The 20,747-nt window shown below is 59.5% G+C and carries 15 protein-coding genes and 1 pseudogene; 10 read left to right on the top strand and 6 right to left on the bottom strand.

Translation table 11 applies throughout. The features are described 5' to 3' along the window. Positions 1–206: 206 nt before the first annotated feature. The gene (locus DW870_RS05175) at positions 207–1,019 is read left to right on the top strand and encodes a transposase (protein WP_117770217.1); all 813 of its coding nucleotides are present in this window, start codon (positions 207–209) and stop codon (positions 1,017–1,019) included. 660 nt (positions 1,020–1,679) lie between these two features. Here DW870_RS05175 and sufU read toward each other — a convergent pair. The 5 genes from sufU to sufC are packed head-to-tail and all read right to left on the bottom strand — an operon-like array spanning position 1,680 to position 6,925. Beyond that, positions 1,680–2,114 (bottom strand): Fe-S cluster assembly sulfur transfer protein SufU, encoded by a 435-nt coding sequence (sufU, locus tag DW870_RS05170; protein WP_117770218.1) that lies wholly within the window; start codon positions 2,112–2,114, stop codon positions 1,680–1,682. Continuing rightward, positions 2,107–3,432 (bottom strand): aminotransferase class V-fold PLP-dependent enzyme, encoded by a 1,326-nt coding sequence (locus DW870_RS05165; protein WP_199411386.1) that lies wholly within the window; start codon positions 3,430–3,432, stop codon positions 2,107–2,109. The genes sufU and DW870_RS05165 overlap by 8 nt, the downstream gene beginning before the upstream one ends. Then, positions 3,429–4,700, bottom strand: coding sequence for a SufD family Fe-S cluster assembly protein (locus DW870_RS05160; RefSeq protein WP_117877090.1), 1,272 nt, complete (start codon positions 4,698–4,700; stop codon positions 3,429–3,431). The genes DW870_RS05165 and DW870_RS05160 overlap by 4 nt, the downstream gene beginning before the upstream one ends. Further along, complete coding sequence (gene sufB, locus DW870_RS05155) at positions 4,700–6,112, bottom strand: Fe-S cluster assembly protein SufB (RefSeq protein WP_117770220.1); 1,413 nt, start codon at positions 6,110–6,112, stop codon at positions 4,700–4,702. The genes DW870_RS05160 and sufB overlap by 1 nt, the downstream gene beginning before the upstream one ends. A 12-nt stretch (positions 6,113–6,124) precedes the next feature. Beyond that, complete coding sequence (gene sufC / locus DW870_RS05150) at positions 6,125–6,925, bottom strand: Fe-S cluster assembly ATPase SufC (RefSeq protein WP_006235561.1); 801 nt, start codon at positions 6,923–6,925, stop codon at positions 6,125–6,127. A 218-nt stretch (positions 6,926–7,143) separates the two neighbouring features. On the opposite strand from sufC, the gene DW870_RS05145 reads away from it, so the two are divergent. The 3 genes from DW870_RS05145 (at position 7,144) to DW870_RS05135 (ending at position 11,528) form a co-directional block, all read left to right on the top strand. Further along, a complete protein-coding gene (locus tag DW870_RS05145) occupies positions 7,144–7,575 on the top strand; it encodes an Rrf2 family transcriptional regulator (RefSeq protein ID WP_117770222.1) in 432 nt (143 codons plus the stop codon). 139 nt (positions 7,576–7,714) lie between these two features. Next, on the top strand, positions 7,715–9,526 hold the full coding sequence (locus tag DW870_RS05140; protein WP_117770223.1) for a hypothetical protein: 1,812 nt from the start codon (positions 7,715–7,717) through the stop codon (positions 9,524–9,526). A 205-nt stretch (positions 9,527–9,731) separates the two neighbouring features. Further along, positions 9,732–11,528: an AAA family ATPase gene (locus DW870_RS05135; RefSeq protein ID WP_147332631.1), complete on the top strand. Its 1,797-nt coding sequence runs from the start codon at positions 9,732–9,734 to the stop codon at positions 11,526–11,528. Positions 11,529–11,552: 24 nt separating this feature from the next. Here the strand turns inward: DW870_RS05135 and DW870_RS05130 are convergent, their stop codons facing one another. Next, positions 11,553–12,572, bottom strand: coding sequence for a glycosyltransferase (locus tag DW870_RS05130; RefSeq protein ID WP_117770225.1), 1,020 nt, complete (start codon positions 12,570–12,572; stop codon positions 11,553–11,555). A gap of 256 nt (positions 12,573–12,828) precedes the next feature. Here DW870_RS05130 and DW870_RS05125 point away from each other — a divergent pair, with 256 nt between their 5' ends. From DW870_RS05125 to DW870_RS05100, 6 genes and pseudogenes are all read left to right on the top strand, one after another. Continuing rightward, positions 12,829–13,932 carry a glycosyltransferase gene (locus tag DW870_RS05125; protein WP_117877088.1) on the top strand — a complete coding sequence of 368 codons (1,104 nt, stop codon included), beginning with the start codon at positions 12,829–12,831 and terminating at the stop codon, positions 13,930–13,932. Between the two features lie 6 nt (positions 13,933–13,938). Continuing rightward, complete coding sequence (locus tag DW870_RS05120) at positions 13,939–14,979, top strand: glycosyltransferase (protein ID WP_117563896.1); 1,041 nt, start codon at positions 13,939–13,941, stop codon at positions 14,977–14,979. Between the two features lie 74 nt (positions 14,980–15,053). Then, positions 15,054–16,172, top strand: coding sequence for a glycosyltransferase family 2 protein (locus DW870_RS05115; RefSeq protein WP_158548912.1), 1,119 nt, complete (start codon positions 15,054–15,056; stop codon positions 16,170–16,172). Between the two features lie 12 nt (positions 16,173–16,184). Next, complete coding sequence (locus tag DW870_RS05110; protein WP_117646341.1) at positions 16,185–17,252, top strand: glycosyltransferase family 2 protein; 1,068 nt, start codon at positions 16,185–16,187, stop codon at positions 17,250–17,252. Continuing rightward, complete coding sequence (locus DW870_RS05105; RefSeq protein WP_117877086.1) at positions 17,253–19,739, top strand: glycosyltransferase; 2,487 nt, start codon at positions 17,253–17,255, stop codon at positions 19,737–19,739. Between the two features lie 384 nt (positions 19,740–20,123). Continuing rightward, a pseudogene (locus tag DW870_RS05100) lies at positions 20,124–20,747 on the top strand (ATP-binding protein); the annotation flags it as partial.

Genomic DNA, 20,747 nt, shown 5'->3' with positions numbered 1-20,747 from the left:
TGAACTTCCGTAGAGGGGGTCCGTCTTGGGCAAGCTTTTGGTCCGCTCTTGCAAGCGTTGCAGTGGTTGACCTGTTGCAACGGTGCCGTTCGCCGCCTGTTTGCTGCCTTTGGCTGCGCGAGCGTATTGTTTTGCGTGAATGTTTTGATGGCACGCTTCAATCGTGCTGTATTGGATGGTAAGCAGATCCCGGCGAAGGGAGCGCCATGCAGCGCGTTTGGAGAACGGTTACCGGCTTTTACCATGCCTGTGCTCGCGGTGTGGGCAAACAGCTCATCTTTGAGAGCGATGAAGACCGGTGGGAGTTTTTGGAGCTGATGCGCGAGTGCTGTCGGGAGGAGGGTGTGACGGTTATCGCCTGGTGCCTTATGGGCAATCACGTGCATTTGGTGCTTACAGATTACGAGGACAGGATGAGCGCGGCGATGCACCGGTTGCTTTTGACGTACGCGCGGCGGTTCAATAAACGCACGGGGCGCACAGGGCATCTGTTCCAGAACCGTTTTGACCGGCGCTCGCTCGATACCGATTGGCAGGTGATGGAGGCTATTCGCTCCGTACACGCCGATCCGCAGGAGGTGGGCGTTAGCCTAATCGAGCGTTATCCCTGGAGCAGCTTTGCGGAACATCTGCGCTCTTACGACTGTGATGCGGCCGATGCCGCGAGGGGATTTTCTGATCCTTCTTGCGTGCTTGAACTTTTTGGTTCTGCCGAGGGCTTTATTGCCTATTCGCTTTCGACGCCGGACGGTAGCGAGCCGGCGCTGTGCGATATGAAAGAGACAGAGTGGGAACGCCACGCCTTTGCCGACAAGTTGGCGAAGAGCCTCGGGGTTCCGCTCAATGTGGTTAAAACTGCACCGCCGGCGCAGCGCGATACCGTTATTGTTGGATTGAGCAATGCCGGCTTTACGGTGCGCCAGATTGAGCGGTATACCGGGATTGGCAAAAGTACCGTCTCTCGTATCGTGCGCGCCCGCGCGCGAACGGCGATGCGGGCTGGCGGAAACGTGATGTAAGGTCGCCTGTTCATCGCAGCTGGGGTCGTCCATACGCCGCAACCAGCGTTCAAAAGCTTGGTACGGTAACTGCACTTCTTAATATGCATAGAACAATCGTCATCTTGCATAAAATAACGGCTCGGTCCGGGTTTGCCCGTGCCTACCCCCGTCTGCGCCGTGCAAAAAACGGAGTTTTCAGCATCGTGTTGCTGTCGGCACCGCCGCAATCTTGCAACATACGGGTCCCGAAGCTATTGATTCCCGCCGTTGCGCCCCCGAAGCACGTGCCTGCGTCCCGTCAGACCGCGATGCTTGTTCTAAAACACAATATATATGCGCCTAAAGACGTTGATTAACGCTTTCGATGCGTATACACACAGCTTGGCGTGCTGAATACTCGCAAAAATGCACGCCGCTCCCTATGGGACCCGTCTGCGGCAGGCGCGAAGCGAGTCGGAGCTTCGCAGAACGGGGCTTGGCGCATTGCTTGGCGGGCCCGGGGCCCTGCCGCAGGCCTTTGGTGCTGTGGAAAACGCCCGTGCTCGCGTCTGGCTGTGTGGCAAATGTCAGACGGGGCGCCGGACGCGCGGACTTTGTGCGTTCGCGCTCATTAGGTAAAAACAGAGCCGCCCGTATCGGGCGGCTCGGCAATCAAAAACCTTGGATTCGGGGCATAAACTACTGGTTTGTTTGCCCCTCGAGCATGCCGTCGAGGGTGCGCCAGGCGAGCTCGGCGCACTTGACGCGGGCGGGCATGTGCGAGATGTCCTGGAGCTGGGCGGCTTCGTCCAGGTCTTCCAGGTCCTCCTCGGAGAGCTGCTCGCCGCGGATCATGGCGAGGAAGAGCTCTGCCAGGCGGTGAGCTTCCTCGACGGTCTCGCCGGTGATGAGGTCGGCCATGATGTCGGCACTGGCCTGACTGATGGCGCAGCCGTGGCCGGTAAAGGAGGCCTCCTCGATCACGCCGTTCTCGACGCGCAGCTGCAGGGTGAGCTCGTCGCCGCAGCTGGGGTTGATGCCGTCGTGCTCGTGCGTGGGAGCATCCATCTCGTACTTATAGTCGGGGTGCGAGTTGTGCTCCATAAATGTGGTGGAGGTGTACAGATTACCCATTGAACGTGCTCCAAACGTGATGCAGGCCGGCGATGAACTTGTCGATGTCGGCCTTGTCGTTGTAGAAGGCCACGCTGGCGCGGCAACAAGCAAGGTTTTCGACACCCAGCCAGGTAAGCAGCGGCTGCGCGCAGTGGTGACCGGCGCGGATGCAGACGCCGTCCATGTCCATGATGCTCGCGACGTCGTGCGGGTGGATGCCCTTGACGTTAAAGCTCACAACGCCGTGGTGGTTGTCCCAATAGATGGAGCCGATGATTTGGACAAAGTCGAGCTGCATGAGTTCGCCCATCAGATAGTGGACGAGTGCCTGCTCGCGGGCCTGGATGTTCTCGTAACCCACCGTGTTGACCAGGTAGTCGAGTGCCGCGCCCGTGGCGAAGATGCCGGCGGCGTCCTGTGTGCCGGCCTCGAATTTCTCGGGAACGGGCGCCCAGACGGCGTCCTGCTCGGTAACAGATTCGATCATCTCGCCGCCGGTGAGCATGGGCGGCATGGCGTTGAACAGGTCCATCTTGCCCCACAGCACGCCGATGCCCATGGGGCCCATGGCCTTGTGCGCGCTAAAGGCAAAGAAGTCGGCGCCCAGGTCGGCCACATCGACCGGCATGTGCGGCAGCGACTGCGCGCCGTCGACGACCAGATAGCCGCCGTACTTGTGCACGAGCTTGCCGAGGTTCTTGACCGGGTTCTCGACGCCCAGCACGTTGGAGACCTGACCCACGGCCAGAATCTTGGTCTTGGGACCCACCTTGGCCAGGACCTCCTCGGTGGTGAGCTGGCCGGTCTTGGTGGGATAGAGGTAGACGAGCTTGGCACCGGTCTCGCGGCAGACCTGCTGCCACGGAATCAGGTTGGAGTGGTGCTCCATGATGGTGATGACGACCTCGTCGCCGGGCTCCAGCACCGTGGGCGCAAAGCTCTTAGCGACCAGGTTGAGCGACTCGCTGGTGTTGCGGGTGAAGACGACTTCGTTGGCCTGGGCGGCGCCGATGAGGTCGGCGATCTGCTGGCGGACCTTGGCGATGGCATCGGTGGCCTCGACGGACAGCGAATACAGGCCGCGCAGGGGGTTGGCGTTCATGCGCTGGTAGAAATCGCGCTCGGCGTCGAGCACGCAGGCGGGGCGCTGCGCGGTGGCGGCGCTATCGAGGAAGGCGATCTCGGGGTGTTGCTGGAACAGCGGGAACTGTGCCTTGTATGGATTAGTCTCGATGTCGACGGTGGGCCAGCCGCGCGAGGCCTCGTCGCTGGCGTCGAGCTCCATGGGCTCGGGGGCGGTGCAGGTATCGCATTTAACGTGCTCGGTATCGATCATGCGAGCTCCTCTTCAAAGTTATCGATCAGGTTGTTGCCCAGGCGGACGACGGCAGCGCGGGTGCGCTCATCGGTGGCGGAAAGCGCGGCGTCCTCCAGCTTGGCGCGGATGAACAGATCCTCGGCGGCGTTTTGGTCAAGGCCGCGGCAGGCGAGGTAGAACAGCTGCTCGTCGCGGACGTGGCCGATGGTGGCGCCGTGGTTGCCGGCGACGTCGTCCTCGTCGCACAGGATGACGGGGACGGTCTTGTTGTCGACGCCCTTGTTGGCGAGCAGCACGGTCTCGCGCTCGGTGCCGGTTGCGCCCTTGCAACCGTGCACGAGGTCGATGGTGCCGCGGTAGACCTTCTTGGACGTGCCGGTCAGCACGCCGTTGGCGTCGATCTCGCACTCGGTCTTGCGGCCGCGGTGGCGCAACTCGTAGTTAAAGTCGCGCACCTGCTCGCGGGCGCCCAGGTAATCGGTATCGATGGTCACCTTGGCGGTGTCGCCCAGCAGGTCGCCGGCAAGGCCGGTGGCGCTGGCGCCGGCACCCAGGACGGTGTGCTGCACGTTGACGCGCGCGCCCTCGTCCAGGAACAGGCCGGTGTCGTCGAGCGCGATCCAGCTGTCGTCGAGCGTCTGCGTGCAGGTCGCATTGACGGTGGCGTACTCGTGGGCGCACACGCGCAGCACGGAGCCCACGACGCCCTCGCCGGTAACGGGGGAGTCCAGGGCGATCTGCAAGTCGAGCGTTGCCTGCGGGCGGGCGACGACATCGATGGCGGCAATCGCAGCCGCTGCGTCGACGCCACTCACGCGCACGGTAGCCGTGACGTGCTTGTATGCGGGCACATCGATGACGATGCGCTTGGTAGCGTGGTCGGTCAAGTAGGTGTAGGCAGCCTCGCCCATGCCGGTCTCGAATGCCTCGGCGGGGGAAAGTTCCTCCTCGAGCTTGATGGCGCCGGCCTGGTAGACGGAGGTAGCGGGCACGTCGAGCTCGGTCTCGGGCGTGATGCGGGCGCGATCGGCGGCATCACCGGGGGCAGCGGCACGGCGCTCGGGGAAGCGCTCGGCCATGGCTTCCATGGCGGCGTCGAAGGCGTCGGCCGTGCCGGCAAACTGCTCGTCCAGGCCCTCGACCTCAACGGCCTCGGCGGGAGCGGTGACAAGCTCGTCCGAAAGCTCGAGCTTGGTCTGGTTCATCTTGAGCCAACCCCAAGTTGCTGCCGGCATAGCGTTGACCTGCTCGAGCGTGGTGGCAGCGGTGTTGGTTTCCTGTTTCATTATCCGATCGCTCCTTCCATCTCGAGCTTGATCAGGTTGTTCATCTCGACGGCGTACTCAAGCGGCAGCTCCTTGGAGACCGGGTTGGCAAAGCCGTTGACGATCATGGTGCGGGCCTCTTCCTCCGAGATACCGCGGCTCATCAGGTAGAACACCTTGTCGTCGCCGATGCGGCCGATGGTGGCCTCGTGGCCGATGTCGACGTTCTTGGCGCGGATGTCCATGGCGGGGATGGTATCGGAGCGGCTTTGGTCGTCGAGCATCAGCGACTGGCAGCTCACGGTTGCCTTGGAACCCTCGGCCTTGGGCGTGGCCACGATAGAGCTGCGGAAGGTCTGGATGCCGCCGCTCTTGGAGATGCCCTTGGTCTCGACGGTCGCCGAGGTCTCGGGCGCGTTGAGCACGACCTTGCAGCCGGTATCCAGGTTCTGGCCGGCGCCGGCAAAGGTGATGCCGGTAAAGCTCGACCGGGCGCGGCGGCCGTTGAGCACGCTCATGGGGTAGAGGTAGCCCACATGGCTGCCGAAGGAGCCGCTGATCCACTCGATGTCGCCGTCCTCGTCCACACGCGCACGCTTGGTGTTGAGGTTGTACATGTTCTTGGACCAGTTTTCGATGGTCGAGTAGCGCAGGTGCGCGCGCTTGCCCACAAAGAGCTCGACGGCACCGGCATGGAGGTTGGCCACGTTGTACTTGGGCGCGGAGCAGCCCTCGATAAAGTGCAGGTCGGCGTCATCCTCGACGATGATGAGCGTGTGCTCAAACTGGCCGGCGCCCTTGGCGTTGAGGCGGAAGTAGCTCTGCAGCGGGAAGTCGAGTTTGGTGCCCTTGGGCACGTAGACAAACGAGCCGCCCGACCACACGGCGCCGTGCAGGGCCGCAAACTTGTGGTCGGTGGGCGGGATGAGCGTCATAAACTTCTCGTGGATGAGCGGCTCCCACTGCGGGTCGTGCAGGGCCTCCTCGATGCCGGAGTAGACGATGCCCATCTTGGACGCGGTGTCCTGCATGTTGTGGTAGACCAGCTCGGAGTCGTACTGTGCGCCGACGCCCGCCAGGTAGCTGCGCTCGGCCTCGGGGATGCCCAGGCGCTCAAAGGTGTTCTTGATGTCGTCGGGCACCGACTCCCAGTCGTGCTTTTGGTCGGTGTTTGGCTTAACGTAGGTGACGATGTTGCCCATGTCCAGGCCCTCGATGGAGGGGCCCCACGTCGGGTCCGGGAAGCGGTTGAAGATCTCGAGGGACTTTAAGCGCAGGTCGAGCATCCACTGCGGCTCGTCCTTCTTTGCGCTGATCTCGCGCACGATGTCGGGCGTGATGCCGGCATCGAGGCGCTCGAATCCCTCCTCGCCATAGGTGAAGTCGTAGAGGCTGCGGTCGATGTCCGCGACCTCGGTGCGGTTCTTGGTCATTGCATCGCCCCTTTACGCCTGCTGCTCGGCAGCGGCGGCCTCGGCCTGGGCGCGCTGCTCGGCGGCCTCGCGCTCGAAGGTCTCAAAGCCGTTCTTGTCGATCCAGGGGATGAGCGAGGCGTCGTCCTCGCGCACGATGTGGCCCTTGACCATAACGTGGACGCGGTCGACATCCAGATGCTCCAGGATGCGCGTGTTGTGCGTGATGATGAGCATGGAGCCGTCGCAGCTCTTGCGGTAGGCGTCCATGCCGTGGCTGACGGTGGACAGGGCGTCGACGTCCAGGCCGGAGTCGGTTTCGTCCAGGATGGCGAGCTTGGGCTGCAGCAGCAGGAGCTGGAGCATCTCGACCTTCTTCTTCTCGCCGCCCGAGAAGCCCACGCCCAGCTCGCGGTTGAGGTAGGCGGTGTCCATGTTGAGCTCGGCCGCGAGCTCCTTGACGCGACGGCGGAACTCCTTGCCCTTCATCTCCAGGCCGGGGCGGCCGGCGATGCTGGCGCGCAAAAAGCTCGACAGCGGCACGCCCGGGATCTCGACCGGAGCCTGGAAGCTCAGGAACAGGCCGGCGCGCGAACGCTTGTCGGTGGTGAGCTCGGTGATGTCTTGGCCGTCAAAGACGATGCGGCCGTCGTTGACCGTGTAAACGGGGTCGCCCATGACCAGGTGGCCGAGGGTGGACTTGCCGGCGCCGTTGGGTCCCATCAGCACGTGGGTCTCGCCGGCGGCGACGTTAAGGTTGACGTTGTGGAGGATGGTCTTCTCGTCCACGGAGGCGGTCAGACCTTCGATGGAAAGCAGCGGATTTGCGCTCATGCTGTCCCTCTCTGTATATGGTGTACTCATAGGTGTACTAAACCCTAGGAATCTTCTCGGAATAAAGTTACTATGGGTTCGGCGTTAGTCAAGGGAAAACCCGACTAATCCACTCGACTTTTTAGATGAGGGACATAAAATCAGGTTTGTTTGCCCCGCGTGCATAGGATTTGGGCAAACAAGCCTGGTTTTGTCCCAGTAACGATGGGAGGGTAGGTATGCTCATTTCTTCTAAGGGCCGCTATGCCCTCCGACTGATGATCTATATCGCGGCGCTGGGCGACGCCGAGGGCAAGATTGCCCTGCGCGAGGTTGCCGACCGCGAGCATATCTCGCAAAAGTATCTGGAGCAGCTGGTTCGTCCGCTTATGAAGGCGGGCCTGCTTAAGAGCGTGCGCGGCAAGGGCGGCGGCTACATGATGGCCAAGGACCCGGCCGAGGTGCGTGCCGGCGACATCCTGCGCGCCGTCGAGGGCAGCACGGCTCCGGTGGCGTGCGACGGCATCGACAACAGTTGCGCCCGCAGCGATCTGTGCTCGACCGTCAAGTTCTGGCGCGGTCTGGACGACGTGATCGAAAAGTACGTCGACGGCGTGACGTTGGCCGACTTGGCCGCCGTCCCCGAGATCAACTTTGACATTAAGCTGTAGGTTGAGCGCAATTCCTTAAGATTTCGCGGAGGGTTGTTGCCGTTTACCGAGGGGTTGTTGTGCAACAACGGGCGAGCTGCAATACTTAGTTTTATCTTTGCAAACTGCACTTTAACTACACCAATGCAGGGAGGATCTTATGCAGCCCAAGCATTCTGCTATTGTCGCGGGCCTGACGCTGGCGCTTTCGTTTAGCGCCGTTACCGCGCCCGCGCCCGCCGCTGCCGAGGAACCCACGCCGGGCGTTGCCTCGGATGCCACCGATATCGACAAAGGCCTCTACACCCAGCAGTCCTTCTCGGGCGTGCTGAGGTCGGTCCAGGGCGTTTCGTTTGTAAACGTGACTCCCGAGATGAAGTACTTTACCAAGTACGAGAGCCATGGCAACTACAACCAGGGCTTTTCGTATGGCGACGGTTATAACGCGCTGGGCTATTACCAGTTCGACCGCCGTTGGTCGCTCATTCCGTTTATGAAGCAGGCCTACAACTACAACCCCGAAAAATACAGCATGCTCAAGGATGCGATTGATCGCGGCAGCGAGATTTCCAACGCGAGCAATGCCATGTACGAGAACGGCCAATTTACCGAGCTGGGCCATATCGCGCAGGATGCCTTCCAAGGTGCGTACAACACCGATCCTGTTGAGTTCTCAGCACTTCAAGATGCCTATGCGTACAACTCGTACTATGCGGTGACCGAGGCGTGGCTCAAGAGCGGCCTGGGCATTGATATTTCGGGCCGCGCCGATTGCGTCAAGGGCATGGTGTGGAGCATCACCAACATGTGCGGCACCGGTGGCTGCAGGGACTTTTTCCGCTGGGCGAATCTTTCCAACGATATGTCCGACCGCGAGTTTGTGACGGCGCTCTCCAATAGCGTGGTCAACAATGTCGCCACTAAGTTTTCGAGTCAGCCCCAGTATCATGAGGGCTGGAAGAATCGTTATAAAAATGAGCTGAAGGACTGCTTGGTTTTTATCGCCGAGGATGAGGCTGCCGCTGCGACGCCCGTGCAGCCCGAGCCCACACCGGCGCCCTCGCCGACACCTGATTCGAATGGCGACTCGAGTGACGATGTCAACGATGACAGGATGGATGCGCCCTCGACCGATGCTGACGGTAATGGCTCTGCTGGCGGCACTACCAACGACGGCTCTACCTCGAACGGCTCCGATTTGAACGGCTCTGCTGCGGGCGATTCGTCTTCAAGCTCTGCCGGCAATACGGACAGCGCCGCCTCTGGTTCGACCGACGCTGGTTCCTCTGATTCTTCCACTGGTTCGAGCGATTCGTCCGTTGGCACCGGCTCTAACAACGGCTTCGGCTCTGACGCAACCCCTGATTCCGATGCTTCCAAGGACGACTCGAATAAGGCGCCGGACGCTCCCGTTGCTTCGCCGGACAAGAAGCCTTCTTTCTCCGTGCAGCTTGGTTCTACGTTGGGCTCTTCGCTGATGGCTGGCGTCAATAATGGCTCGACTCAGAACAAGGACAACTCTGATCAGGTTTCCATGGAAAAGACCGAGGCCGCAAAGGGCGACTCAAAGGACAAGGCTTCCGAGAAGGCTGAATCCGATAAGGGTCCTAGCTCTGATGAGAAGGGCGACAAGTCCGCTCAGAAGAAGGACGAGGATAAGAAGTCTGAATCTGAGAAGAAGGACGAGAGCAAGACCGAGGGCGAAAAGAAACAGTCCGAAGACGACGACAAGAGCGGCGCTGATAACCAGGTTCAGGAGCAAAATGACTCCAAGACGGTGACCACTACAACCACGACGACTACAACGACCAAGTCATCTGGCGGCAATATGCCCAAGACGGGCGACTTGATCGTGATGGCGAGCCTTGCCAGTGCGAGCTTGGCTACGCTGGGCGCTACGTCCATCGTGAGCGGTAAGCATAAGCTCGATCAGCAGAAGAAAGCTTCTGGGGAGGACAGCTCGGAGGAGTAGCCTCTCGGTTGCCAGATAACTAAAGAGTCGGAACGGGGTCCGGTGCGAATGCATCGGGCCCCGTTTTTTGTTGTGCAACGATTAGTTGTGCCCCCTCACACCTCTTGTTGCTACCGTTGCCCGATATGTTCGCGCGGCGACATCGGTACGCGCGAGGCGGTCATTACAATTGGCATCGTGCTGCGATTTAGGGGGGAACGTTTTGGTGTCTGAACAGGCAAATAATGGTTGTGCTGCCGGCTTTGGCGTGCGTTTGATCGGCTGTGATGACGATGCGATTTTGCCCATTGGCATGCACGACTATGCGGAAGCTCTTGGTTGCTGCATGCTGGTCGACAAGACCATGTTTATTGCCGATGTGTTGGACTGCGACGCGTCCGTTGTGGTGTGCTGTCGACCCGAGGGTTTTGGCAAGAGCATGAACTTGTCGATGCTCAGGGCTTTTCTGGAGCGTCCAGCGGTCGGTCGCGCTGGTCAGCGTTTGTTTGCCGATGCTCAGATTTGGGATGCAGACGGCGGGCGCTATCGGGATGAGTACGCTTGCTATCCGGTGATATCGCTGGACTTTTCTAGCGCTGCGAGGCGTGGCCCCGCTGTTGCCGGCGCCGTGCGCGATGCCCTTTCGGGCGAGTGCGCTCGATTGTTGGCGCTCTTGGAGGCTCCGGATTTAGCTCGAGACAAGGTGCGTCACATCGAACGCGTTGCGCGTGGCGCGGCGAGCGAGGATGAGGTCGCCTCGGTGCTTGGCGTGCTCATTGGGCTGCTGGAGATGGCCTGCGATGAGCAGGTTGTATTGCTCGTTGATGGGTACGACGCGGCGTGGTTGGGCCGTGCGAGCGCGAGGGGCGCTTCCGGCGCCGATCCGGCAGGGCTATTCGATCGTGTGCTGTTCGACGCCATTGCCACTGCGCGCGATTCGTTGCGGCTGACGTGTCTGATGGGGGAGCGTCCCAGTCCTGCCGAAGCGGCGCTTTCGTCGCGCAGTTGCTCGTATTGTCTGTCGACGCCGCTTTCGACGTGGTGTGACCGTTGGTTCGGCTTTTCGGATGCCGAGGTCCAGGCTCTGTTGAATCGTGCTGGGCGCGAGGAAAACCTTGATGATGCGCGTGAATGGCTCGAGGGATATCGGTTTGGCAGGGTCTATTGCTCGAGTCCGGCGCGCGTGATCGGTTTTCTGGACCGAGGCTGCACGGCGCCTGTGCGCGCCGATCTGTATGGGTATGCGGATTGCCTGAGTAGGGTAGTTGCCGGGTGGAATCTCGACCGCCTTTCGGTCTTGTTTGATTTGCTCGAGGCCCATGGGTGCGCTGAGGTCCCGCTTTGTTTGGGCACTGCAGAGCCAGATGTCTCGCCTGACGATGGCATGTGGACAGCGCTGTATCTGTCCGGTTTTCTCACGACGGATATGACTGAGGAGCCAGAACATGGCGATCGCCTCCGTGCTTTGCGATTGCCCAATAACGAGCTTCGCCAGGCCTTGCGTCTAGTGATTATTGAGTGGTTTGAGTGTGCTGCCGAAGACATTCGAGACGTCGATGCGTTTCGCGACGGGTTGTGCCGTGGGGACGAGGATACGGTGAGGCGGGCGCTAAGCCGCATCCTGGGAGATGCGGGAATCGGTGCGACCGACCCAGATGCGCCGCTGCCATATCATCTGCTCTTGCAGGGGCTCTGCTTTGGCTTGCCGGGCTATGCCAATCCTGCCTCGAGGCGAAAGTGTGGCGCGGGTCGCTGGGACATCCAGGTTTTCCCTACGGGTGCTGTGTTCGACGTAGCAGATACGATTGGCATGCTGGACGAGCGCCCGCTGATAACGATTAACTTGATGTATGACCCCGATGTGGATGCGCTGGGCCTGGAATTGCTGGCCGTGCAGTCGCTACTCGACATAGAGCGCGACGGCATCGACGAAATCCGTGTGCCGCGCCCCGGCGTGGGTCGCATGCGCTGGGGGTTCGGTTTTGATGGGCAGCATGTGGCTACGGTGTGCCAGCGGCTTTAAGCGCTGAGGTGTTTCCGGCTTCCGTTACTCTGCGTCCTTCATGGGCGGCATGGGCTCCCAGTCGGGGTCCTTGATAATCTTGCGGGCGTCTTTCATGCCACGGCGCAGCGCCGGGATGCCGGTCTTAAAGCACTTGTCAACGGCAGCCAGGCGAATGAATTCCTTGCAGAAGGTCGCGGCGTTGCCCAGACGGAACAGCACGGGGTGATAGTCGCCGTAGATCTGCATGTAGCGGGCGAGGAAGCCTCGGTTGCGCATAATGTAGTAGCGGTTGGTGTCGCTCGTGGAGTTGAGCTGGCGCTTGCCGGCGATATCCCAGTTAGAGACGGCGCGGGCGCGCTTGAGAACCACGTCGGCAACAACGGCGGCGGAGAAGTGCTGGCTGGCCACGTAGCCATAGCAGGCATCGTCGCCGTAGATAAAGAAGCGCGCGTCGGGCAGGCCGATCTTGTCGACCACGCGGCGCGAGAACATGCCGCCCTCAAAGCACAGCTGGTTCATGGTGCGGTAGCCCTCGGGACCCAGATCCCACTTGGCGACTGGGTTGGGAATGCCGAGCGAAAGGATGAGTTGGTATTGCCAAAAGAAGGCGCCGCCGTCAAAGTCTAGGCGCGAACCCTGGATGACATCGTAGCGGTCGGTCCACTTGGCAAGACGCTCGATGCCTTCGGGGATGACGAGCACGTCGTCGTCCATCACCCAGAACCACTGGGCGCCCAGGTCGTAGGCGCATTTAGTGCCGGCGGAGAAGCCGCCCGCACCGCCGCCGTTTTCGAGCTGCGGGGCGTAGATGACGCGGTCGGTGCCGCCCTGCGCGTCGGGCTGCTCGGTGTCGATGCCCCACAGGTTGGCCAGGCGCTCGTTAAATGCGGCGCACATGGCCTCGGTCTCGCGCGAATTTTCGTTATCGACAATCACGATGCGCCAGGGCGCGGCAGTGAGCTTGGTCATAGAGTCGAACAGGTTGGCCAGGAGTTCCTGGCGCTTATAGGTGACGACAACGATGGCGAGCTTGTCGATGGGGGCGGGAAGGGTTGAAGGCATGGGGCAATATATCCTTTCACGCGCGGCGGGCGAGCGCTGCACGGAAGCTATCGAATACGTCCTTGGGACTGTCCTATTGTAAAGGCTCGGCGCACCTTGGCGGCAAGCTTTGAATAAAACGCAGGAACCTGCCATGGGCCCGCCGCATGACGTGCGGCTACTTTGCCCGCAAGAGGCTCCATAGATTATATAAACGCCCGCTGGCGCGCTGACCCTTTGATACCATGAAACGACAGGTATTTCCTAAGGAGCACATTTGTCTACTAACGTCTCTGGCAGCCCTGTTCTGTCGCTGCTTATTCCCATTTACAATGTTCAGCGCTACCTGCGCGAGTGTCTCGATTCCGCCCTGGCACAGACGCTCAAGGATATTGAGATCATCTGCATTAACGACGGGTCGACCGACAACTCGCCGGCGATTATTCGCGAGTATATGGAGCGCGATAGGCGCGTCAAGATGATCGACAAGGCCAACAGCGGCTACGGCGACTCGATGAACCACGGTCTGGAGATGGCGCGTGGCAAGTACGTTGGCATCTTGGAGTCCGATGACTTTATGGCGTCCGACACACTCGAAAAGCTTGTCTCGGCCGCCGATAGCAATAATGCCGACTTTGCGAAGGCGAACTTTGATTTCTACTGGTCTAAGCCCGAGGAACGCCGTTCGCTGCACGAGATGTTTAGACCTCAGGATTGTGGCAAGCCAGTGCATCCGAGCGATACGACGCAGTTCTTTAAGCAAAAGCCATCGATTTGGTCGGCCGTGTACCGTCGCGATTTTCTTGAGCGCAACGGCATTACGTTCCTGCCGACTCCGGGGGCATCCTTTCAGGACACGTCATTCGCCTTTAAGGTGATCGCGTGCGCCGATAAGGCTGTTTACCTGCACGATGCCGTGCTGTCGTATCGCCAGGACAACGAGAATTCCTCGGTCAATTCTTCGGCTAAGGTCTTTTGCGTCAATACCGAGTATGCCGAGATCGAGCGTTGGATTCGAGAGGATTATGCCCGTGACCACGCAAGTGATGACGTCGCGCGCATGCTCAAGTTCAATCAGCTCATTAAGTACGATTCGTATATGTGGAACTACGTGCGCTTGGCGCCTAAGTTCTATAAGGAGTTCCTGGTTCAGATGGCCAAGGAGTTCCAAGCGGCCTTGGACGCGGGGGAGTTTTCGCTTGACGACCTCAAGCCGTGGAAGCGCGCAAATCTCGCTGCCATCCTCAAAGATCCTGAGGGCTGGGTTGACGAGCATCCGAGTTTTGCGACGGATGGTGCCTTGGGGCGTGCTAAGTATTACGCCTCGGTTGGAGGCCCAGGCGTGGTTGCTGCCTTCCTCATCGAATCGCTGAGGGGGTAGGTCGACATGGGAGAGACTTTGACCCCCAAAGCGACCATTGTCGTCCCCGTTTACAACTCTGCGCGCTCCATTCAGCGATGCCTCGATTCGCTGTTGGCTCAGTCCGAACGCTCGATTCAGGTTGTCTGCGTCAACGACGGTTCGACTGATGATTCGTTGAACGTGTTGCGCCAGGTCGCGCAGGCCGACGATCGCGTACTGGTGATTGACCAGGAAAATGCGGGTGTCTCGTGTGCTCGAAATGCCGGTATCGATGCCGCCGAGGGCGAGACCGTCTTTTTTGTGGACGCCGACGATTATATCGATGCCCAGACGGTCGAGCGCGTACTGCATGCCATGGAGTCTGCAGATGCCGAGGCCGCCGTTTTTGGCGGCGTCTGTGAACCAGCCGATGCTGCCCCCAAACGCGTCCATCAACTCATGAGCCCCAAAGCCGGTACCTTCGACGCCCGTGATCCCCAACTTCTGTTCCATTCGAATGCGCAGCCCTATGCCTGCCGCGTGGCTTTTTCGCGCGAGCTGCTCAATCGCGAAGGCATTCGCTTCGCCCCCGGTTTGGCTTTGGGCGAGGACGTCGTCTTCCAATTTGCGGCTTATGCGCTTGCCCGCAAGACCGTCGTCATGCCGGACAAGTTCTACCACTACGTGATGGAGAGCGAATCGGCGACGCACGAGTTCAACAGTGCCGAGGCTCGCGCCAAAAAGCTTGACGCCCACATGAGAATGCTCGAGGAGGTCTTGGAGGGCTGGGCGGCCTACGGTCTTTTGGACCTGTGCCCCGGCGAGCTGATCACCTGGTTCCTGGACCTCATTGTGTTCGACCTGGCGCGCTTGGATGCCGATGACTTCCATCGCGTGGCGGCTCGCGTCAACATGGACCTCACGACGTTTTTGGGAACGGAGTGGGCGGATATGCCTGCTAAGGGCGCCGTTCGCCGTGTTGCCCACAAGCTCGTTGCGGCGACCTCGGGCGTTTCGATGGCAGATGCCGCGCTGTTCTATCTTTCGACTCGCGGTCTCAAAGCCTGCCTGGAGCGTTTTATCTAATTCCAAGCGCTGCCGCCCGCCGCAACTCGGCTGCTAAAATAACCCTGTTACACGCTATTCAACAGGAGGTTCTCTTGCAGAACTCTGATACCCCTAAAGTTTCGCTTCTTGTTCCCATCTGCAATGTTGAGCGCTACCTGCGTGAGTGCCTCGATTCCGCCGTGGCGCAGACGCTCGAGGACATCGAGATCATCTGCATCAACGACGGCTCCACCGATAGCTCGCCAGATATCATCCGCGAGTACATGGAGCGCGACCCCCGTGTAAAGATGATCGACAAGGCCAACAGCGGCTACGGCGACTCGATGAACCGCGGCCTGGAGATGGCGCGCGGCGAGTACGTGGGCATCCTTGAGTCCGACGACTTTATGTTTGAGGATTCACTCCAAAAGCTGGTCGCCAAGGCCGATGCCGAGCATGCCGATGTGGTAAAGGGCGACTTTTACCTGTATTGGTCCACGCCCAGCGAGCGGCGTGAGCTGTTTGGGATCATCGACGAGCATATGACGGGCGCCGCGTATCGCCCCGTCGATCGCCCGGGCATCTTCTACCGCAAACCTTCCATTTGGTCGGCTATCTACCGGCGCGAGTTCCTCAACGACAATCAGATTCGGTTTCTTCCCACGCCAGGTGCTTCGTATCAGGATGCGGGTTTTAACTTTAAGGTCTGGGCATGCGCCGAGCGTGCTGCGTTTATCGCGGACCCCATTTTGTGCTATCGCCAAGATAACGAGAAGAGCTCCGTTAATTCTCCTAACAAGGTGTTTTGCGTGTGCGACGAATATACCGAGATGCAGCGCTTTTTGGATGAACGCCCCGAGCTTAAGGCTCAGCTTCAGGGTATTTTAATGCGCATGAAGGTCGATACGTACCGTTGGAATGATGAGCGCCTGGTCGATGAATTGCGCGAGCAGTTTTGGGAGAAGGCATCTCCCGAGCTCAAGGCCGATTGGGATGCCGGTCGCTTTGACCTGTCTCTCTTCGACCCGCGTGGCGAGACCGACTTGCGACTGATGGTCAAGTCGCCCCGCGCCTATATCGATTCGCGCTTTGATTTTAAGAAGCCGGGCAAGCTCAATACGTTTAAACACTACTTTAAGATCGGCGGCCTGCCGCTGGTCTGGCGCGTGCTGACGTATCAGCGCGCCTACGGCGACAACCCGCACCCCGATGACGTTCCGGTCGCACAGTAGGAGCACTTGACTATGGCTACCCCCAAGATTTCCGTTGTCGTTCCTATCTATAACGTGGAGGAGTGCCTGGCCTGGTGCCTGGACTCCCTGCTTGCGCAGGACATGCCCGATTGGGAAGGCGTGCTGGTCAACGATGGCTCGCCGGACGGTTCGCGCGATATTGCGGCTGCCTATTGCGAAAAGGACGCGCGCTTTACGCTGGTCGATAAGCCCAACGGCGGCCTGTCGAGCGCCCGCAATGCGGGTATCGCTGCGTCCACGGCGCCTATTGTTGCTTTTTTGGATTCCGACGACCGCTTTACGCCCGATGCATGCCGCGTGATCGTCGATGCCTTTGAACGCGAGGATTGCGACGTGTTGACCTTTGGCGCGAATCCGTATCCGCTGGAGGCGGGGTATCCGTGGCTTAACTATGTGCTGAGCCCGCGCGATGTGTCGTTTGAAGGCTATAGCTCTGACCTGCTGTTTAAGGAAGCGTCTCGCCCCTTTGCATGGCGCACCGCCTGCAAGCGTGAGTTTTTGCTGGGCAACGGGATCGTGTTTGACGAAACCGTTAAGTATGGCGAGGACCAGGTCTTCGATTTTGCCGTGTACGGTCGTTCGCGTAAGACCGCGCTTATCTCGAACAAGCTGTATGACTACCGCGTGGCGCGCAAGGGCTCGCTTATGGACACCATGCGCTATGACGACGAGACGCGACTGCTGGAGCACGTGAAGATTTACTCCGCGGTGCTGGCTGACTGGCAACGCGACGGTCTCGATGTCCAGTATGCCGATGACCTGGCGTACTTCCTATGCGATCTGGTGCTGTACGATGCGCTCAGGTTGCTGGGTTCGGACTGCGGCAAGGTGTTTGCCGCCGTTGCCGCGGCGCTTGCCGGTTCTGCCGTGGGCAGCGATGCTGCGCTCGCACAATGCGCTCCTTCTGTTGCCGCTATGGTGCGTGCGGCGCTTACCAGCAAGGCCCCCAATGCCCGTGAGTGCAAAAAGCTCATGTTCGATTACGACGTCTTGAGGTTTGGACGCCTGGGTGCCTGCAAACGTATGGCAGCGAACGCCCTGGGAAAGCGAGAAGTGTAGATGAGTATCAAGCGTTTGGCACTTTGCCGCAGTCAGGGCCGTCTGTTTGTGCTGCTTCGTTTTGCCGGTCAGGATGTCGCCGCGCTTATTGAACGGGAGGGTTCTCAAGCGTTTGCCCATGCGACGACGAGCGGTTCTTGTGTGCCGTCGCTGGTGCTCCCGGTCGATCATGGCCGTGTGCTGGCGCTTTGCCCTTCCGTTTCCGATTACGAGCGCGAGCTCGCCGTCTTGGTGCTTCCCTTTTTGGACGGCTCTACGATTGACGTCGCATTTGCGTCCGATGGCCAAAAGCTTGGCTCCATTCGCCCCGATAGCCGCGTGGCCAAGCTGGAATCCAAGGTTAACTACAAAGCAAAGCCTGCGCTGTGCGCGCTTATCCGCGATGCGCAGCGTGGCGAATGCTGCGGTCGCTACGAGATCGATGCCATTCGCTATTTGCCGGCAGACGCCGGCGCGGTGTGGCGCTATGAGGTTACCTGGGCGGGAGACCCCCAGTGCACCCCTGAGTTCCAGATCTTCGATACACATATGAACGCCATCGATGTTACCGTGCATGTTTTTGAATCGCAGGTTGACGTGCCGCAGCAGAACGGATGCCGCGTCAATAAAACGTATCTGAGCGTAGAGATGCCTCAGGATATACGGGATTTTGTCGCGATTGCGGCTGATCCCACGGGCCTAATCCAGAGCGGGTTTTGCGCCATGGATGGTCGCCTGTACAACGGCATGGTCGACGACAGCTGGAACCGCATGAAGGACGCGCGTGCAGACGATGCAGCTTATCGACGTTGGTTTGAACAGCATCGCGCAAAGCCGGGCGATTTGGTGTGCCAGCGTGTCGCTTCGGCGGCCTTTGCCTATAGGCCGCTCGTGAGCATTGTGGTGCCGTGCTACAAGACTGATCGGGTCTACCTGCGCGAGCTGCTGGACTCGGTGCTAGCCCAGAGCTATGACAACTGGGAATTGCTGCTCATGGATGCCTCGCCCGAATGGGATGCGGTGGCCACTCTTGCGGCAGGTGCCAACGACGAGCGCGTTCGCCGCATCGAGCTTTCCGGCAACGGCGGCATTGTGCTCAACACCAACGCAGGTATCGAGCAAGCGACAGGCGACTACATCGCGTTCTTGGACCACGATGACATCCTGGAACCGGACGCATTATTCCACTATGTTTCTGCGCTGAACAAGGCTGCCGAGGGCGAGCGTCCCCAGGTCCTGTTCTGCGACGAGGACATGTTCCAGAAAACGGGGGAGTGGGGCCAGCCGGTCTTTAAGACGCGACTCAACGTCGACCTGCTCTATAGCCATAACTGCGTGACGCATTTCCTGATGGTGGAGAAGGCGCTCATCGATTGCATTGGCATGTCGCCGGAAGACGTCGCGGGCGCCCAGGATTACGACCTGACGCTCCGCTGCCTTGCGGCGGGCGCGCGCTTTGAGCATATTGCGCACGTGTTGTATCACTGGCGCGTGCATCCGGGGTCGACCGCCGACGGATCCGCCGACAGCAAACCGTATGCCATCGAGGCCGGACGCCTGGCCCTGCAGCGTCACTTTGGCTCGCTGGGCGTTCATGGAGCGGTCGAGGAGTCCGAAACTCCGTTTGTCTACCGTATGCGCTATGCGCTGCCAGAGCCTGCACCGCTGGTGAGCATTGTGATTCCCACCAAGGATCACGTCGAGACGCTCGACGCCTGCGTGATGTCGATCGCTCAGAAGGCCACGTATGCCAACTACGAGATCGTTTTGGTGGAGAACAACAGCGAAGTCCCAGAGACGTTTGCGTATTACGAAACCCTGCCGGAGCGCGTAACCGCTGCATCTGGTGGCAAGGGCAGCGCGCGCGTTGTGTACTGGCCGGGCGAGTTCAATTACTCCCAGATCATCAACTTTGGCGTTGAGCATGCTAAGGGCGACTATCTACTGCTGCTCAACAACGATACCGAGGTCATAAGCCCGGACTTTATCGAAGAGATGATGGGTTATCTGCAGCGTCCCGATGCGGGCGTGGTGGGTGCCAAACTCTATTTTGCCGATCATCTGGTGCAGCATGCCGGCATTTTGGTTGGCGTGCGTGGTGCGCTTGCCCATGCTAACCAGGACTTCTCGGCAAAGCGCGAGGGCTATCTTGCCCGCGCTGTGCGCCCGGGCAACTTTAGCGCCGTAACGGGTGCCTGCCAGATGGTGCGACGCGACGTATTTGAGCGCGTCGGCGGCTACAACGAGGAATTCGCCGTTGGCTTTAACGACGCAGACTTTTGCCTGCGCGTATGGGAGGCGGGCTACCACACCATCTATACGCCTTATGCCGAGCTGTATCACTACGAGTTCACCTCGCGCGGCAGGGAAGAGGCCAACGAGGAAAAGCTGCGCCGCTGGAAGCGTGAGCAAGCACTGTTCATGCAGCGCTGGTCGGAGTTCTTCCTCAGCGGCGATCCGTGGTTGGGGCCAAACCTATCTGCCGAGAGCGAGTATTTCTCGTATTAAGGCAATGGGTTTAGGAAGTCCTGAACTTTCTTTCGCTATGAGCTTGGAAGAAAGCAATGGTGGACTATTAACTAAGTCATATTACGAAAGCTCGATACTTCCGCGATAAGTTTATACAGCCTTATATAACTCGATATTATTCGATATAGTCTGCGATAATTATTTAACCGATGATTGGCTGTTAATCGATTCCCTAGAAAGGCAAACAAGTGAGCGCCACAGCATTCCATAATCCGTTTCGTCCCACTGCCGGCGCTGAGCCTCCGCGCATAATTGGTCGTGATGATATTGCCCTTGAGTTTACCGAGAGTTTGAATGCGGGAATTGGTGCACCTGCGAGGCTCATGCGTATTGCTGGACCGAGGGGCTCCGGAAAAAACTGTTTTGCTCTGCGATCTTAGGGATCGTGCGCGAGAGCTTGGATGGAAGACCGCTATTGTTTCTGCTGGCCCTAACCTATTGCTGGACTTGAAGGATCAGGTTGCTGATTCTTCCCTTGCGGCCAATGCTTCGGTCGGTGTAAACGCCGGCTTTGTTTCTGCGAAAGTCGATGTTGCACCCAAAGAGTCGAGCCTTAGAAAGTTGCTAAGTTCGGCGGCGAAGTCATCCGAGGGTCTTTTTATTGCCATCGATGAAGTTCAGGACGCTCCGATTGACGATATGCGTGCCATTGCGTCTACGGTTCAGCTTTTGATAGGGGAAAAAGTAGATATCGCACTTGCCTTTGCCGGGTTACCCGCCGGTGTTATGGATCTTATTAACGGCAAGGCGCTTACGTTCTTGCGTCGTGCCCTCCCCGAAGATCTGGCGCCTATCAACCAGGTGGAGGTAGCGCTCTCTATGGGCGATAGCTTTGTCGCGACTGGCTTGACCATAGAGGACAATCTCCTGTCGAGAGCCGCTAAGGCCACTAAGGGCTATGCCTATCTGGTGCAACTGGTCGGTTATTCCATTTGGCAGCGCGCCAACTTGCATCGTGCCAAAAGTGCCATTGTGAGCGAGCGCGAC

The sequence above is a fragment of the Collinsella sp. AM38-1BH genome (genome assembly GCF_003467545.1).
GTDB lineage: Bacteria > Actinomycetota > Coriobacteriia > Coriobacteriales > Coriobacteriaceae > Collinsella.
This window is presented reverse-complemented; position numbering and strand designations above follow the sequence as displayed.